Source organism: Chitinimonas taiwanensis DSM 18899, assembly GCF_900119825.1.
In the GTDB taxonomy this organism is placed as follows: Bacteria; Pseudomonadota; Gammaproteobacteria; order Burkholderiales; family Chitinimonadaceae; genus Chitinimonas; species Chitinimonas taiwanensis.
This window is the reverse complement of the sequence record NZ_FPKR01000001.1, coordinates 61,856-77,914: the sequence shown is the minus strand read 5'-3', so window position 1 is coordinate 77,914 and position 16,059 is coordinate 61,856. Positions and strand designations below refer to the sequence as shown.

At 65.1% G+C, this 16,059-nt stretch carries 16 protein-coding genes; 7 read left to right on the top strand and 9 right to left on the bottom strand.

The window, feature by feature from the left end:
- Positions 1-18: 18 nt before the first annotated feature.
- From BT173_RS00385 to BT173_RS00375, 3 genes are all read right to left on the bottom strand, one after another.
- On the bottom strand, positions 19-774 hold the full coding sequence (locus BT173_RS00385; protein ID WP_072426640.1) for a substrate-binding periplasmic protein: 756 nt from the start codon (positions 772-774) through the stop codon (positions 19-21).
- A gap of 72 nt (positions 775-846) precedes the next feature.
- Positions 847-1,452 (bottom strand): response regulator transcription factor, encoded by a 606-nt coding sequence (locus BT173_RS00380; protein ID WP_072426639.1) that lies wholly within the window; start codon positions 1,450-1,452, stop codon positions 847-849.
- Positions 1,453-1,486: 34 nt separating this feature from the next.
- Complete coding sequence (locus BT173_RS00375; protein WP_072426638.1) at positions 1,487-3,760, bottom strand: PAS domain-containing sensor histidine kinase; 2,274 nt, start codon at positions 3,758-3,760, stop codon at positions 1,487-1,489.
- Positions 3,761-3,977: 217 nt separating this feature from the next.
- On the opposite strand from BT173_RS00375, the gene BT173_RS00370 reads away from it, so the two are divergent.
- Positions 3,978-4,976 (top strand): TRAP transporter substrate-binding protein, encoded by a 999-nt coding sequence (locus BT173_RS00370; RefSeq protein WP_072426637.1) that lies wholly within the window; start codon positions 3,978-3,980, stop codon positions 4,974-4,976.
- A 106-nt stretch (positions 4,977-5,082) separates the two neighbouring features.
- Positions 5,083-6,438, top strand: coding sequence for a type III glutamate--ammonia ligase (glnT, locus tag BT173_RS00365; protein ID WP_072426636.1), 1,356 nt, complete (start codon positions 5,083-5,085; stop codon positions 6,436-6,438).
- 37 nt (positions 6,439-6,475) lie between these two features.
- Here glnT and BT173_RS00360 read toward each other — a convergent pair whose 3' ends face one another.
- Positions 6,476-6,931: a MarR family winged helix-turn-helix transcriptional regulator gene (locus BT173_RS00360; RefSeq protein ID WP_072426635.1), complete on the bottom strand. Its 456-nt coding sequence runs from the start codon at positions 6,929-6,931 to the stop codon at positions 6,476-6,478.
- 95 nt (positions 6,932-7,026) lie between these two features.
- Positions 7,027-7,452 (bottom strand): organic hydroperoxide resistance protein, encoded by a 426-nt coding sequence (locus tag BT173_RS00355; RefSeq protein ID WP_072426634.1) that lies wholly within the window; start codon positions 7,450-7,452, stop codon positions 7,027-7,029.
- Positions 7,453-7,670: 218 nt separating this feature from the next.
- On the opposite strand from BT173_RS00355, the gene BT173_RS00350 reads away from it, so the two are divergent.
- The 4 genes from BT173_RS00350 to BT173_RS00335 all read left to right on the top strand — a co-directional run bounded on the left by BT173_RS00350 (position 7,671) and on the right by BT173_RS00335 (position 11,463).
- Complete coding sequence (locus BT173_RS00350) at positions 7,671-8,117, top strand: YMGG-like glycine zipper-containing protein (RefSeq protein WP_084658001.1); 447 nt, start codon at positions 7,671-7,673, stop codon at positions 8,115-8,117.
- A 340-nt stretch (positions 8,118-8,457) separates the two neighbouring features.
- The gene (locus BT173_RS00345; protein ID WP_072426632.1) at positions 8,458-9,195 is read left to right on the top strand and encodes a pseudouridine synthase; all 738 of its coding nucleotides are present in this window, start codon (positions 8,458-8,460) and stop codon (positions 9,193-9,195) included.
- 54 nt (positions 9,196-9,249) lie between these two features.
- The gene (locus BT173_RS00340) at positions 9,250-9,633 is read left to right on the top strand and encodes a DUF6394 family protein (protein ID WP_072426631.1); all 384 of its coding nucleotides are present in this window, start codon (positions 9,250-9,252) and stop codon (positions 9,631-9,633) included.
- An 81-nt stretch (positions 9,634-9,714) separates the two neighbouring features.
- Positions 9,715-11,463 (top strand): potassium channel family protein, encoded by a 1,749-nt coding sequence (locus BT173_RS00335; protein WP_072426630.1) that lies wholly within the window; start codon positions 9,715-9,717, stop codon positions 11,461-11,463.
- Positions 11,464-11,653: 190 nt separating this feature from the next.
- Here the strand turns inward: BT173_RS00335 and BT173_RS00330 are convergent, their stop codons facing one another.
- The 4 genes from BT173_RS00330 to tfpB all read right to left on the bottom strand — a co-directional run bounded on the left by BT173_RS00330 (position 11,654) and on the right by tfpB (position 15,135).
- On the bottom strand, positions 11,654-11,893 hold the full coding sequence (locus tag BT173_RS00330; RefSeq protein WP_072426629.1) for an RNA-binding S4 domain-containing protein: 240 nt from the start codon (positions 11,891-11,893) through the stop codon (positions 11,654-11,656).
- Positions 11,890-12,222, bottom strand: coding sequence for a tetratricopeptide repeat protein (locus BT173_RS00325; RefSeq protein WP_245794106.1), 333 nt, complete (start codon positions 12,220-12,222; stop codon positions 11,890-11,892). Before BT173_RS00325 ends, BT173_RS00330 begins: the two co-directional genes overlap by 4 nt.
- Positions 12,219-13,118: a patatin-like phospholipase family protein gene (locus BT173_RS00320; protein WP_072426627.1), complete on the bottom strand. Its 900-nt coding sequence runs from the start codon at positions 13,116-13,118 to the stop codon at positions 12,219-12,221. The genes BT173_RS00325 and BT173_RS00320 overlap by 4 nt, the downstream gene beginning before the upstream one ends.
- 235 nt (positions 13,119-13,353) lie before the next feature.
- Positions 13,354-15,135, bottom strand: coding sequence for a type IV pilus assembly ATPase TfpB (gene tfpB, locus BT173_RS00315; protein ID WP_072426626.1), 1,782 nt, complete (start codon positions 15,133-15,135; stop codon positions 13,354-13,356).
- 148 nt (positions 15,136-15,283) lie between these two features.
- On the opposite strand from tfpB, the gene BT173_RS00310 reads away from it, so the two are divergent.
- Positions 15,284-16,054 (top strand): TlyA family RNA methyltransferase, encoded by a 771-nt coding sequence (locus BT173_RS00310; protein WP_245794105.1) that lies wholly within the window; start codon positions 15,284-15,286, stop codon positions 16,052-16,054.
- Positions 16,055-16,059 lie beyond the last annotated feature (5 nt).

Sequence of the window (16,059 nt, the reverse complement as noted above, 5' to 3'; positions counted from 1 at the left end):
TGGCGCTATGCATCGCAGTCAGGGCTGCCAGGTCAGGATCAAGCGCGCTAGCGTCTTATCGGCGTGCAGCTTGAGCAAGGCGGCCTGCAGGCGCTCCACTACCGGGCTGGGCAGAGAGCGACTCAGCGCTAGGTGGAAGCTGTACTCATCGATGACGCTAGGTAGAACCTCGATCTGCTCGCCCAGTCCGGCTTCGAGGATTTCGCGCTGCAGGCCCTGCAGGCGGTAGTAGAAGAAGCGCCCGCGTCCGTATTGCAGTTTGACCAGGTTCTGACGCGGTGAGATGGCCGAGGTATCGATGCTGACGCCGGGCAGGCTGCTCAGCTTGCTGATCACCCCGCTACCGCTGACCGCCAGCACGGTGCGTGGGCCGTCTACCCTGGCCAGTTCGGCCCAGCTTTGCGGTCGGGCGCTATCGCCACGGCGGATCGCGAAGCCATAGCTGGCAGTGTAGAGCGCAGGGCGCAGCAGGCGGAATTTCTCGGCGCGCTGCGGGTTGTGGATCAGCCCGCAGGCCAGATCAAGCTGGCCCTGCTCCAGCATGCGTTCCAGGCGGGGCAGGGGCAGCGACTGCTCAAGGCCAGAGATGCGCAGGCCGGGGTCGATGGCCTCCATGGCGCGTAGCAGCTCGATGCAAATGCCGCTAATGCGACCATCGGCCAAGCGCACGAACTTCGGGGCGGAGTCCTCCTGTGCCGCGCTGCGCAGGCTGAGCGGCGCGGCCAGGACACTGGTGCCGAGCAGGAGAAGCAGGAGTCGGGCGCGAAGCAGCATGCGTATCCATTGCAAGGCCGGCCGGCGGCCGACACTGGCCTTGTTATAGCAGCCAGTGGGTGGGTCGGGCGCCTAGTCCATTTCCTTGAGCAGATTGGCCAGCTCCACCGCCGACTTCACGCCCATTTTCTCCAGCACGCGCGCGCGGTGCACTTCCACCGTCTTCATGCTGATATCGAGCGCATCGGCAATCTGCTTGTTCAGCTTGCCTTCCAGGAACAGCGCCATCACTTCCTTCTCGCGCGGGGTCAGCTCGGCCAGGCGGCGCTCGATCTGACGCTTGCGCTCGTAGGCGGCGCGCCGCTCCACATCCAGCGACAGGCAGTTTTCCACCAGGCTGACTAGGGCATTGTCGTCGAAGGGCTTTTCCAGGAAGTCGACCGCGCCCTGCTTGAGCGCAGCCACCGCCTGCGGCACATCGCCATGGCCGGTCAGGAAGATGGTGGGCGGGCAGTAGCCACGGCTGCCCAGGGTCTGGAACAGCTCGAAGCCGCCCATACCGGGCATGCGCAGATCCAGCACCAGGCAGCCGAAGCGGCTGGCATCGCGGTCGGCCAGCAGCGCGGCGCTGGATTCAAAGGAGGCGAGCTGATGGCCGCGCGAGGCGAACAGCCATTTCAGGGCATCGCGTATGGCGGCGTCGTCATCGACGAGGGCGATACGGGGATCTGACAGCATGATGTGAGGCTTCCTTGTAAATGATGATGCCGGTTCAGGCCGGACGCGTATCGGCGCTCAGCGTGGGCCGCGCGGCGTCGGTGCGCTCGGCCTGCAGCGGCAAGCTGACCACGAAGCGGCTGCCGCCTTGGGCACGCGCCTCCACCCAGAGTCGGCCCTGATGGTGTTCCACGATGGTACGACAGATGTTGAGCCCCATGCCCATCCCTTCCGGTTTGGTGGTGTAAAACGGGCGGAACAGCTTCTCCACGTCCTCGGGCGCGATGCCGGCGCCGAGGTCGGAAACCGAGATATCCAGCCAGCCTTCACGCGCGCGGGTTTCCAGGGTCAGGATGCGCCGCTCGTGCTCGCAGTCGACCATGGCTTCGATGGCGTTCTTGCACAGATTGAACAGCACCTGCTCGAGCATGACCCGGTCGGCGTATAGCTCGGCCGCATCGGCGTCGCGTTTTTCCACCAGGCGCACATCGTGGCGGTTCAGCGGTGCGGCTAGCAGCGACAACACGGTATCGACCAGGTCGCCGACGCGGCAGATCGAACGCTTGGGTTCGCGCTTCTGCACGAACTCGCGGATGCCGCGAATGATGGCGCCGGCGCGACGCGACTGCTCGACGATCTTCTCCAGTGCCCCATCGAGCTCGGCCGGGGTGATCTGGCCGCTGCCGACCAGATTGCGGCAGGCGGTGCTGTAGCTGGAGATGGCGGCCAGCGGTTGGTTCAGCTCATGCGCGAGACTGGAGGCGATTTCACCCATGGCGATCAGGCGCGCGGTCTGCTGCAGCTTTTCGGCCTGGGTGCGCTCGCGCTCGTCGGCCAGCTTGTGTTCGGTCACATCGGTGGCGATATCAAGCCAGACTGGCGATTGATCGACCCAGACCGTTTCGCGGCGGTGGTTGTGATACCAGCGCCCGAGCACCGGGTCGCGCCATTCATCGTCCGGGTCGGTTTCGCGCAGCGGCAGCGCGCAGAAGGCGCCGTCGGCCTCGCCCAGGTGAAAGGCCTCGCGGAAAGCGCGGTTGGACAGCAGGAGTTCGCCGCTGCTGCGGTCGGTCACCGCCACCGCCGCATCCAGGCCGTTCAGCACGGTCACAAAGCGTTCATGCGAGGCCTTCAGCGCCTCGCGCTCGCGTTTGAGCTCGGTCACATCGGTCATCGACGATACCCAGCCGGTGTGGCGGCCCTCGCCATCGATCAGCGGGCTGGAGTAAAGCCGCACATCAAAGCGCTCGCCATTGCGGCGGACAAAGCGCATCGAGAAGCCCTTGACCGGCGATTCACCACGCTGGATGGCTTCGAATACCTGTTCGCAATGCTGGCGGGTTTCCGGCGCCCAGAAGGCGAATGGCGGTTTACAGCCGAGCAGTGATTCAGCTTCGTAGCCGACCATGCGGCAGAAGGCGCGGTTCACATGCAGGGTGCGCCCCTCGCGGTCGGTGGCCAGGATGCCGGACACCAGCGAGTCCTCCATCGCGCGGCGCATATTCATCTCGCGCTGTAGCGCGCGCTCGGCACTCAGTCTTTCCTGCATATGGCGCTTGAGCACCCAGAGCGACCACAGCATCAGTGCCGACAGGCCGGCCAGCACGCCATACAGGGCCTGTTGCCAGAACGGCCAGCCGGTCTGGTACATGACGGCGCGCAGGCGCAAGCCATAGCCGGGCGGGTCGAAGGCGATGTCATAGCTGTTCAGGCCGCTGCTCTCGCTGACCAGCTGGTCGGGGCGGGCGGCCAGCACCTTGCCCTCGATATCGATAAAGGCCAGCTGGTAGCGCTGGGCGATCCACCACGGCACATAGGTGCGCAACAGGCCCTGCAGCGAGATCAGCGCGATAAAGGCGCCGGTGGTGTTATTGCCCTGCACGGCCGGGAAGGCGATGGCGACCACCTGGCCGGCGCCCGGATAGTTGAAGGGTGGCGAGCTGGCCGGCAGGCCGATGCGCGCGGCGCGCTGCATGGGTTCCAACGCGGCCGGCACCTGCTGGATGGGGGCCAGCGCCTGGGCCGGATAGCTCCATACCGATTCGCCGTATTCATTCGCAAAGGCGATGGCGATCACTTCCGGGCTGGCGGTCATGATGGTGGCGGCGCGACCATAGAAGCTGCCCTCGCTCAGATCGCCGCGTACCTGGTCGTGAGCCAGCGCTTCCAGCTGGGTCTGCCGATTGGTCACCTCGGTGCGCAGCACCTGTTCCTGCCACAGCACGTCCTCCACCAGCGCATCGCGTTGCGCGTCGCGCTCATTGCTGCGCACGAACCAGAGCAGGGCCACACCGACCGCCAGAAAGGAGATCAGCGCTAGATTGGGCATGGCCCAAAGCCAGCGAGCCGGGCGGGGAAGATTGGTGTGGCGTTTCATCAGCTGAACCCTATGCCCGAGAGGGGCTTGTGCCGCTTGGGGCTTTCCCGCATTGGGCTAAACCCCTATATGGCCTGCGGCGATTTCGCCTAGATTATCCCTACAAATAGCCTGTTCCGCGCGCTCGCGGCGGGCAGGCACTAGCAGGACAAATGGAGAAGAAACGCGCATGTCCCGGCACTTATGCCTGCTGCTGGTGCTGTCTGCTCTGGCCCTACCGGCCCAGGCCGCACCCCTGATCATCAAGTTCAGCCATGTGGTGGCGCCTGACACCCCGAAGGGGCGGGCGGCGCTCAAGTTCAAGGACCTGGCCGAGAAGATGACGCGCGGCAAGGTGCGCGTGCAGGTTTACCCGAACAGCCAGCTGTATAAGGACCGCGAGGAACTGGAGGCGCTGCAGATCAATGCCGTGCAGATGCTGGCGCCCTCGCTGTCCAAATTTGGCCCGCTTGGCCTGCGCGAATTCGAGCTGTTTGACCTGCCCTATCTATTTCCGGATGAGCAGGTATTGCACCGCGTGATGGATGGCCCGATCGGCCAGCGCCTTTTACAGCGCCTGGAAAGCAAGGGCCTGCTTGGGCTGGCTTACTGGGATAACGGCTTTAAGCATTTCTCGGCCAACCGGCCTCTGCACAAGCTGGAGGACTTCAAGGGCCTGCGCATGCGCATCCAGCCCTCGCAGGTGCTGGCGGCCCAGATGCGTGCGCTGGGCGCCCAGCCGCAGCCCATGGGCTTTGCCGAAGTCTATGGCGCGCTGGAGCGCGGCGTGGTCGATGGCACCGAGAACCCGGAATCGAATTTCTTCAGCCAGCAGATGGACCGCGTGCAATCGCACCTGACCCTGTCGCAGCACGGCTATCTGGGCTATGTGGTGGTGGTCAATCTACGCGTCTGGCGCGGCCTGCCCGACGATATCCGCCTGACACTTGAGGAAGCACTGCGCCTGGCCACCGTATTCGAGCGCCAGATTGCCCGCGAGGACAATCGCCAGGCCCTGGCGCGTGTGCGCGCAGCCGGGCGCACCCAGGTGCACGTACTGCCGCGGGCCGAACGCGAACGGCTGCGCCAGCAGATGCTGCCTGTACACCGCGCCTTCATGCCGGTCATCGGGCGTGACCTGATCGAGGGTAGCTACCGCGCGGCGGCGGAAAGTGCGCCGCCGCCCTAGGCAGCCATCGCTTTTCCCGAGCGCTGCCTTCGCCGCTCGCCAGGTTCTCAACACCCCCTATGCCCGGTTAGCATGCCGCCTCCCGCATCGCACACAAGGTGGCCCCATGGCCAAGCAGCAAGACAAGGCGCTGGCGCAAGCCCAGCAATGGTTGCAGGACAATCAGATCCATTACCTGCTGGCCCAGTTCGTCGATATCCACGGCGCGGCCAAGACCAAGGTGGTACCGGCCCGCCATCTCGACCTGATCACCCATACCGGTGCCGGCTTTTCTGGCTATGCAATCTGGGGCACGGGCATCGCCCGCAATGGCGGTGATTTCTACGCGCGCGCCGACCTGAGCACGCTGGCGCCCGTGCCCTGGCTGCCCGGCTATGCGCGCGTGGTCGGTGATGGCCATGTGCATGGTCAGCCGCATCCGCTCTGCCCACGCGTGCTGCTGAAGACCCAGCTTGCGCGCTTGGCTGAACGTGGCTGGACGCTGAACACCGGCGTGGAGCCGGAGTTCATTCTGCTTAAGCGCGATGGCGCGGGCGACTACCAGCCGGCCGATGCGCTGGATGTGCTGGACAAGGCCAGCTACGACTACAAGGGCCTCAGCCGCCCGGCCAACCGCGTCTTCCTGGAGCAGGTGACCGAGGCGATGGCTGCGGTGGGGGCCGATGTCTACCAGATCGACCACGAGGACGCACCCGGCCAGTACGAGATCAACTATGTGTACTCGGATGCGCTCACCAGTGCCGACCGCTATATCTGGTTCAAGATGGCGGCCAGCCATGCGGCCGAGCAGCTCGGCATGTTGTGCAGCTTCATGCCCAAGCCCTTTGCCGACCGCGCCGGCTCCGGTCTGCACTTCCATGTCTCGATCGCCGATGCCAAGGGGCGCAATCTGTTCGAGGACAAGGCCGACCCGAATGGCTATGCGCTCAGTCAGCTCGGCTATCACTTCCTGGCTGGCCTGCTGCACCACGCGCCTGCGCTGACCGCGATCTGCGCGCCGACGGTGAACAGCTATAAGCGCCTGGTGGTGGGCAATTCCCTGTCGGGCGCCACCTGGGCGCCGGCCTACATCGCCTATGGCGATAACCGTACCGTGCTTGGCCGCTGCCCGGGTGGGCGCATCGAATGGCGGCTGGCCGATGCGGGCGCCAACCCCTATCTGGTCACCGCCGCCATGATTGCTGCCGGTCTGGATGGTATTGAGCGTCAGTTGCAGCCGGGCAAGAAGGTCGATGACGATCTGTACGAGTACGACGAGAAGCAACTCAAGCGCGCCGGCATCAAGGCGGTGCCGCAAAATCTGGGCGAGGCGGTGACGGCGTTGGAGGCCAATTCGGTACTGCGCCAGGCGCTCGGCGCCGATTTCGTGGCCGAGTTCGTGCGCCTCAAGCGCATGGAGTGGATCGAGTATTCACGCCATGTGTCGGACTGGGAGCGTCAGCGCTACGCCGACTTTTTCTGAGCGTTGCGTGCAAAGCCGCCCAAGGGGGCGGCTTTTTTCATGGCAGCTCGAGCGGGCCGGGGGCGGCGCTCAGCAGCAACTTGTCGAGCAGAGTGCGTAACGCGCCGACTTCATCGAGGCTTAGCCCCATGGCGGCCAGCAGGGCGGGCGGCACGGCTTCGGCCTTGGCGCACAGCGCGCGGCCGGCCTCGCTCAGGCAGACGCGCACCTCGCGCTCGTTCTCTGCGCGCCGTTCACGCACGATCAGCCCGCTTGCTTCCAGGCGCTTGAGCAACGGGGTCAGCGTGCCCGAATCGAGCAGCAGGCGCTGGCCGAGCGCCTTCACGGTTACATCGTCCTGCTCCCACAGCACCAGCATGGCCAGGTATTGCGGATAGGTGAGCCCCAGCTCGGCCAGCAGTGGCTGATAGCAGCGCGTGACCGTGCGCGAGGCGGCATACAGACGAAAGCACAGCTGGGCATCAAGGCGCAGCCAGTCGGGGGCTTGGTTCATGACGGTTCCAATCAAAACGGCGGCACCGCAGTGCCGCCGTCGATTCTACCGGCCCGCTGCCCCGAACGCTGGGGCGATGGGCGGTGAAGCGATGCTTAGATCACGCTGATCTTCACATCCACATTGCCTCGTGTGGCGTGCGAGTACGGGCAGATATCGCGGTGGGCGGTTTCGGCGATCTGCTCGGCCAGGCTGCGTTCGATGCCGGGCAGCGACAGGGCCAGCTCGGCGGTGATGCCGAAGCCACCGGCAGCACGCGGACCTACACCCACCCGGGCGGTCACCGAGGCCGATTCGATCTTCACGCCCTGCTGACGTGCCACGAAGCGCACTGCGCCTTCGAAGCAGGCTGCATAGCCAGCGGCGAACAGCTGTTCTGGGTTGGTGGCGGCACCACCGGGGCCACCCATTTCCTTGGGCAGGGCCAGCTTGGCCTTCAGCACGCCGTCGGACGATTCGATGACGCCTTCACGGCCGCCAACGGCGGTGGCTTGAGCGGTATAGAGGACTTGAACAGACATGATGGTTTCCTTTGCTTGGGTTGTGAGCAGGGCTGCGACGGATTGAATAATAGTAAGCAATTAAATTGCACACAATTTTAAATTAACTATCGGATCGATAGCCAGATACGTAGGGATACGCGTGCAGCAGGCACGCTGGCAGTTCAGGCAAGATTCAGTATCGCCGACGCAGAATGCACCGCACTGCAGCCAGAAGGCTGTGTTCACGGAGCAAGATCATGCGTAAGCCGATTTCCCTGCTGTTGCTGCTGGCCGCAATGCTGAGCACCCCCGCCATGGCCGATGCCGTGCTGGGCGGCGCCCTGGGCGGGGCAGCCGGTTCTGCCATTGGTTACAAGATGGACGGGCGCGATGGCGCCATCGTAGGCGGCGCCCTGGGCGGTGCGATTGGTGCCGCAGTGGGTAGCCAGCACCGTCGCGAAGTCATGGTTCGGCATCGTGAGCCGGTCATCCAGCATTATCGCGAGCCGGTGCGTTACTACCGCGAGCCTGTACCGACCCGCGTCATCTATGTGCCGGAGCGCCGCTATGAACGCGTCGTCTATGTGGACCGCCACTCGCACCATCACCATTGGAAGCACCGCAAACACTGGAAGCACCATCGCCATGACCGCGATGGCTGGCGTGACCGCGATCACGACCGCCGCGATCGCTGGGATGATTAGGGCCTGTCCACCTTATTTTCTTGAGTGCGAACTGGGTGTAAACCTTGCCAATCTAGGCGCGCGACGCAGCCCAGACTGGTTGTCTGGGCAAGGCGTGCAACGACGAGTGGCGAGGTTTGCGCCCAGTTCCCTTCGGGTTGCGGAGCAAACAGGCCATGCGCGGCGTTACGAAGCCTTGCCGGGGTTTACCCCGGCGGTGTTTCGTGCCTTGCGCATGACCTGTTTGCTCCGCAACGCATCTCAAGAAAATAGGGTGGACAGGCCCTAGTGGCTGAGATGCCTTATCATCCGCGACGGCCCCACCTTCGGGTGGGGCCGTTTTCTTTGGGAGAGTGTCACCATGCCGGGCAAAGCCGTTCCGCTCGATAAACTGCTGCAATCGCAAGGCTTTGGCAGCCGCAAGGCCTGCCGCCAGCTGGTGGAGGCCGGCCGCGTGCAGGTGAACGGACAAGCCTGCACCGATGCGGGCACCAGCTTTCTTAGCGAAGGCCTGCTGCTGCAGGTGGATGGGCAGGACTGGCCGTGGCGCGCGCAGCTCTACCTTGCTTTGTACAAGCCGCCCGGCTTCGAATGCTCGCGTACCCCGCAGCACTACCCGAGCGTGCTTAGCCTCTTGCCAGCCCATTTCGTGACGCGCGGCGTGCAGCCGGTGGGGCGACTGGATGCCGATACCAGCGGGCTCTTGCTGCTGACCGATGACGGCGCGTTCAACCATGCCTTGGCCTCGCCCAAGCGCCATGTGCCGAAGACCTATCGCGTGCAGTGCAAGCATGCGGTCAGCGCTGCGCAGATCGATGCCCTGCTGGCTGGCGTGCAGCTGCATGATGAGCCCGCGCCGCTAGCGGCCCTGGCTGCGATGCTCGTCGATAGCCATCGCCTCGACCTATGCATAGACCAGGGCAAATATCACCAGGTCAAACGCATGCTGGCCGCAGCCGGCAACCGGGTCGAGGGCCTGCACAGGCTGGCCATGGGCGATGTGCGCCTGGGCGAGGGCTGCCTCTTGGGTCTTGCGGAAGGCGAATGGTGCGAGCTGGATGCCACGGCGCTCGCGCAGCTGGGCAAGCGCCAACTCTAGGCGCATGCAGCGCTGATCTACAATGCAGGCGTCCTCTCGCTGCCACGGTCTGCCATGAACCTCGAAAAAGTCATCTTCGCCTTCTTTATCCTGCTGGCCTTCACGCTGAACTTCGGCTTCTTCATCGGCGATATCGATGTGCCGCACCAGCACGATGTGTTCGAGCTGTTTGCCGCCATCGTGGTCAACCTGATCGCCACTGTGCTCAAGTTCGGCGACCGCACCCAGCTGGGCGCCCTGCACCTGGCCACCAGCCTGGTCGCCGATCTACAGCTGATCGCGGCCGCCAGCGTGTGGGGCTATTGCCTGTATGTATCGGGCGTGGGCATGACGCCGGGCGTGACCTCGAGCGTGGTGTCGCTCTCGGGCGGTGCGCTGATGGCCAATGTGGTGTCGGTGGTGCTGCTGATCGGCGAAACGCTGCAACTGCGTCGCTAAGCAGTGCATTGCTGGGCCGTGCAGCTGCGCGGCCCTCGCCCATCATCGCGTCCCAGACGGCCAACCGGAGCCCCGCTCGGCATGCCCAATATCTTCTTCCTGGTGCTGCGGCGCATGCGCGCGCCGCTGATCACGCTGATCCTGATCTACGCGATCTCGGTGCTCGGTCTTGTGCTGATTCCAGGCGTGGACAGCAATGGCCAGCCCTACCGCATGGATTTCTTCCATGCCTTCTACTTCATCAGTTACACCGCCACCACCATCGGCTTTGGCGAAGTGCCCTATGCCTTCACCTATCTGCAGCGCATGTGGGTGGTGGTGTGCATCTATCTGTCGGTGATCGGCTGGGCCTTTGGCCTTGGCACCCTGTTCGCCATCCTGCAGGACAAGCGCTTCCAGCAGGCGGTGCAGCTGGCGCGTTTTGCACGCAAGGTGCGCCATATCACCGAGCCCTTCTTCCTGATCTGCGGCTATGGCCAGACCGGCCGTCTGCTCGGCCGCCAGCTCGAACAGCGCGGCCTGCGCTTCGTGGTGCTGGAAAACCGCGAGGAACGCGTGAACGAGGTGATGTTCGCCGACTATGTGTTTGATGTGCCCGCCTATGCGGGCGACGCGGCCAGCCCCGAAATGCTGCAGCTGGCCGGCATCCTGCACCCGCAGTGCCGTGGTGTGCTGGCGCTGACCGGCGATGAGCAGGTCAATCTAGCCATTGCCATCTCGGCCTATGTGCTGCGCCCGGCCCTGGTCTCGGTATGCCGCGCCAAGACCCATGCGGTGGCCGAGAATATGGCTAGCTTCGGCACCAATCGCATCGTGAATATGTTCGACGCGGTCGGGCAGCGCTTTCGCATGGCCCTGCACGCGCCGCAGACCAGCCGGCTGTGGTCGGTGCTGTCCGCCTTCCAGGGCGAGCCCCTGCCGCCGCTGGTGCGCCCGCCACGCGGCCACTGGGTGGTGGTCGGCTATGGCCGTTTCGGTCATGCGATCCGCGCGGCACTGGATGCCGAAGGCTCCACCGTCACGGTCATTGACCTGGCCCCGCCCGACGACCTGCCGCGCGAATCCTGCGTGGTCGGCCTGGGCGTGGATGCGGCCACGCTGAAGTCGGCCGGCCTTGAGCGCGCGGTCGGCATCGTTGCCTGCATCGACCACGACGCCAACAATCTGTCCGCCATTGCCACCGCGCGCCAGCTCAAGCCTGAGCTCTTCGTGGTGGCGCGCCAGAACCTGGCCATGAACCATGTACTGTTCGACGCCTTCCGCGCAGATGTGACCGTAGTGCGCAGCGAGGTGGTGGCGCAGGAATGCCTGCGCGCGATGACCACGCCGACCCTCGCGCGCTTCATGGAGCTGATCCAGCTGCGCAGCGAAGTCTGGGCGGCCGCCCTGCTGCGCGAGATCGACAGCCTGTGCGCCGGCACAGTGCCCGACAACTGGGTGGTGGAGCTGAACAGCGCCCACCAGGGCGCCATGTATGCGCTGATGATGGCGCCACAGCCGCCACTGACCCTGCGCCACCTGCTGCTCGACCCGCATGCGCCCGAGCGCCAGCTGGCCTGCATGCCGCTGCTGCTGATCCAGAGCGAGCAGGAAATCCTGCTGCCACCACCGGAAACCGCCCTGCACTTCGGCGACCGCCTGCTCTTCGTCGGCCAGCCAAGCGCACGGCGCGACCAGCAGGCCACGGTCAACCAGTACCGCCTGATCGACTACGTACGCACCGGCATCGAACCGCCGGCCGGCTGGCTATTCCGCAAACTGGCCGAGCGCCGCCAGCGCCATGCTGAAGCGCGAGTGGTGGCGGAAGAGGAATTGGGGGGATTGCATTGAGGGGGGGAAGCGCGAAGCCGTGCTGGGACGGTGAGTGCTGATGGGCAAGTGCTTGCCCACCCTACTTGGCTGAAGTTGGTGTTGAGGCCGCTTCGCATCTGCAGCGTCGGGCTTGACTGGGTTCTTGGCCAAGCCAAGGGCTGGCAAACCGTTGCTAACCAGCACCCGACTACATATTGGTTCGGCGCGGCTATCCGGCCGCCGCCTCACCCGCCCCAGCCACCACATGAATCTCCTCATCGAAGGCGCGCACCACGCTGCCCGCATAGACCTTGCGTGTCTTGCGGAACTCGATTTCGCCGTCCACTTCGATCAGGCCTTCGGCCACCATCTGCTTGGCCATGCCGCCCGAATCGGCGATGGCGAGGAATTTGAGTAGATTGTGCAGTTCGATGTAGTCGCTGCTCAGGGTAAAGGTGTGCTGGTTCATGCTGGCTGGTCCGGTGGGTTGAGCTGGCGTTCGATGCGGCGGGCAAAGACGGTCATTTCCTTCGCCACCTGCTTGTCGCCCCGCGCCTCGGCAATCGCGATGCCGTCACGATAAGCGGCCAAGGCGGCGTCGGCTTGGCCGGCCTCGAGCAGGGCCTTGCCCAGGCCCTTGAAGGCGGCCGAGTAATGCGGGTCGCGTGCCAGCGCGTCGCGGTAGTAGCCGACCGCCCGCTCCGGCTGGCCGGCTTTCAAGTATTCATTGCCGAGCGAAAAGCGCAGCAGGGCGCCATCGCGCGGGCCATCCAGCAGCTTTTCCAGTTGGGCGATCACGGCTGGGCAGCCTGCCACTTGGCAATCGCGGCACGGATGGCCGGCAGGGCGGCCTGGGTGGCGCGCTCGCCTTCCAGGATGGCCACATGCTTTTGGTCGAAGTCGCTGGCGCCGATGCGGCCCACACGCGGGCTGATCACGATGTCGGCGCGCGCCAGTTCCTGCTCGCCCAGCTTCTGACCCATGATGGTGACGGTCTGGTTGAGGATAGAGGCGATGCCCTCGGCCGGCTTGCCATAATGGGCTTTGGAGGAGATATCCACCGCGATGACGATGTCGGCGCCCAGCTCGCGCGCGGCATCCACCGGCACCGGGCTGACCACGCCGCCGTCCACGAAGCGCTTGCCGGCAATCAGCACCGGCTGGAACACGCCGGGAATGCTGCAGGAGGCCCGCACGGCCTGGCCGGTGTTACCGCGCACGAAGGACGCGCGGTTGCCGGTGTCCAGATTGGTGGCCACCGCGGCGAAGGGCTTGGCCAGTTTCTCGATCGGGCGGTTCTTGATCAGCAGGTTCACATAGTCCTGCAGCTTCTCGCCCTTCACCAGTCCGCCGCCGCCCACGGTCAGATCGCGCACCTGGCTTTCATCCAGCGCGAATGACTGTTCCTGCAGTGCAAAGCCATTCAGGCCCGACGCATACAGCGCGCCGACCACGCTGCCGGCACTGGTGCCCGATACTACGGCCGGAGTCAGGTTCTGGCCTTCCAGCACCTTGATCACGCCCACATGGGCAAAGCCCTTGGCGGCGCCGCCACCGAGCGCAATGCCGATGCGCGGCATGGGCTTGGCCTTGGGTGGGGCAGGAGGGAGCACCGGTGCAACCACGGCCGGTGGTGTGGTGGTGCAGGCGGCGAGCAACAGGGGCAGGCTAAGCAGTAGGGTGCGGCGTTGCATGGTGTTCCGTTGTAAGGGTTCGGGCTAAGACGACGCTGAGTATCCACCATCTCGCCTGGGCGAGGCGCCCGCGCGGGGACTGGACACCATCAGCACGGATGGGTTGAAGCACTGGCTGGTGCCCGCCTTGGCCGGGCAGCGCGCCGATGTTGCGAGCGCTTGGCTTGCGCGAATGCCGATCGGGCATGACGGCGCGCATGGTAAGGCAGAGACCGCGCGGCGGGAATCCCGCGTGTCAGTCCGGCTCGGCGGGCACCACCTTCAGCACTTCTTCCAGGGTGGTGAGGCCGGCGGCGATCTTCTGCGCACCCGCGAGCTTGAGCGGTTTGAGTCCGTCCTTGATCGCCTGTTCCCGAATCGCACCCGGATGGGTCTGCAGTGCGATCAGGCGGCGCAGCTCGGTGCTCATGGACAGCATTTCATACAGGCCCAGCCGGCCCAGATAGCCGGTATTGCGGCATTCCAGGCAGCCGACCGGCCGGTAGGCGGTCTTGGGCAGCGGCGCCTTCCAGGGGGCGACCAGCGCATTCCATTCCGCTTCCAGCGGCGCGCCTGGCTGCTTGCAGTGCGGGCACAGCGTGCGCACCAGGCGTTGCGCCATCACCCCCACCACGGTGGAGCTGACCAGATAGGGCGGCACACCGAGCTCGAGCAGGCGGGTGATCGCGCTCGGTGCATCATTGGTGTGCAGGGTGGATAGCACCAGGTGGCCGGTCAGCGCGGCCTGGATGGCCATATCGGCGGTTTCCTTGTCGCGGATTTCGCCCACCATGATGATGTCCGGGTCCTGGCGCAGCAGCGTGCGCACGCATTCGGCAAAGCTGAGGTCGATATTGGCCTGCACCTGCATCTGGTTGAAGCTTGATTCGATCATCTCGATCGGGTCTTCCACCGTGCAGACATTCACGTCCTCGGTGGCCAGCTGCTTGAGCGTGGTGTACAGCGTGGTGGTCTTGCCCGAGCCGGTCGGCCCGGTTACCAGCACGATGCCGTGCGGCTGGGTGACAAAGCCCTGCCAGCGCTTCTCGTCCTCGGCCCCAAAGCCCAGCGCGGCGAAATCCTTGACCAGGATGGCCGGGTCGAAAATCCGCATCACCAGCTTTTCACCAAAGGCGGTCGGCATGGTGGAGAGGCGCAGCTCGATCTCGCGTCCGTCCGGGGTCTTGGTCTTCACCCGGCCGTCCTGCGGACGGCGCTTCTCGGCCAGGTCCATGCGCCCAAGCACCTTGATGCGCGACAGGATGGCATTCATCACCGCCGGCGGTACCTGATACACCGAGTGCAGCACGCCATCGATGCGGAAGCGCACATGGCCGGCTTCGCGGCGCGGTTCGAGGTGGATGTCGGACGCGCGCTGGGTAAACGCGTACTGGAATAGCCAGTCGACCAGGCTGACGATGTGGTGGTCGTTGGCATCCACATTGCCGGTGCGTCCCAGCTGCACCAGCTGCTCGAAATTGGCCAGCTGGTTCTGCTGGCCGGTCTGCGCCACTGCCTGCTTCACGAAGCGCGACAGATTGTAGAACTCGGGCAGATAGCGGGCGATATCGTCCGGATTGGCCAGCACGCGGCGAATCTCGCGCTTGAGGATGCGCCCCAGCTCATCTTCCCAGTCGCGCACAAAGGGCTCGGACGTGGCCAGGGTTACCGACTGGGCATCCACCGCCACCGGCAGGATGGCGTAGCGGCTGGCATAACCATGGCTGACCACGCCCGACACGGCCGCCACATCGATCTTGAGCGGGTCGATATGAAACCAGGGCAGCGCAATCTTGGCGCCCAGCCAACGCCCCAGCCAGGCCATATCGATCAGCTCGCCCGTTTTCAGGCTGCGCCAGCCCTGCGGCACGATGGAGCTGAACGGATGGGTCTTGCCATGCGCCGAGGTACGTGCCGGGATAAGAAAGGCTTCGGCCAGCGCGGCGGGCAGATGGCCTTCGTCAATCAGCGCATTGACCAAGGCACTGATGGACAGGCGTTGATCGCCGTGGCCGCGGGTGAGGTGGAGCTTCTTCATATGCTGCGCAGAACCTGTGTTGGCGGGGCCGTGGAAGCCGGGGCGGCCCTGGATGGTGGCCAGACGGCCACCGCTTGGATGGCCGCTATTTAAGCCGGTTTCCCGCCCCTTGTCGCCTGCCGGCCAGCAAGGGGCTTAAAATCACGCCATGACCACCTTGATCCGCGCCGACGTGCGCCTAGCCGAACTCGGCCTTGCCCCCTCCCGTACCGCTGCCCAGCAATACATCGCGGCCGGGCGGGTCTTTCTGCTTGAAGCTGACCGGCGCACTGCCATCAGCAAACCCAGTCTAAAACTGCTCGACGATGCTGTGCTGGAGGTCACGCCCGATGCGGCCGACCGCTATGTCTCGCGCGGTGGGCTCAAGCTCGCGGGCGCCCTGGCCCAGACCGGTCTCGCGGTCGCCGGCTGGCACTGCCTGGATGTGGGCATTTCCACCGGCGGCTTTGCCGACTGCCTGCTGCAGGCCGGTGCATCGCGTGTGGTGGGGGTGGAGGTCGGCCATGGCCAGCTGCACCCGCGCCTACTGGCCGATCCGCGCGTGCAGCAGTTCGAAGGCGTGAACGCGCGCGCGCTCGACCAGAGCGCCATCCTGGCCGCCAATGCCGGCCAGCCCTTCGATCTGGCGGTTGCCGATGTATCGTTTATCTCGCTGACCCTGGTGCTGCCGGCGTTTGCCGAGCTGGTTCGGCCGGGCGGCTATTTCCTGCTGCTGGTCAAACCGCAGTTCGAGGTCGGGCGCGAGGGCATAGGCAAGGGCGGCATCGTGCGCGATACGGCCCTGTATGCGGGCGTGCGCGAGAAGGTTGAAGCGGCCGCTGCGGCGCTGCAGCTGCGCTGCTTGGCCTGGTTCAACAGCCCGATCGAGGGCGGCGATGGCAATCACGAATTCTTCCTGCAGCTGCAAAGGCCAGACTAGCCGCG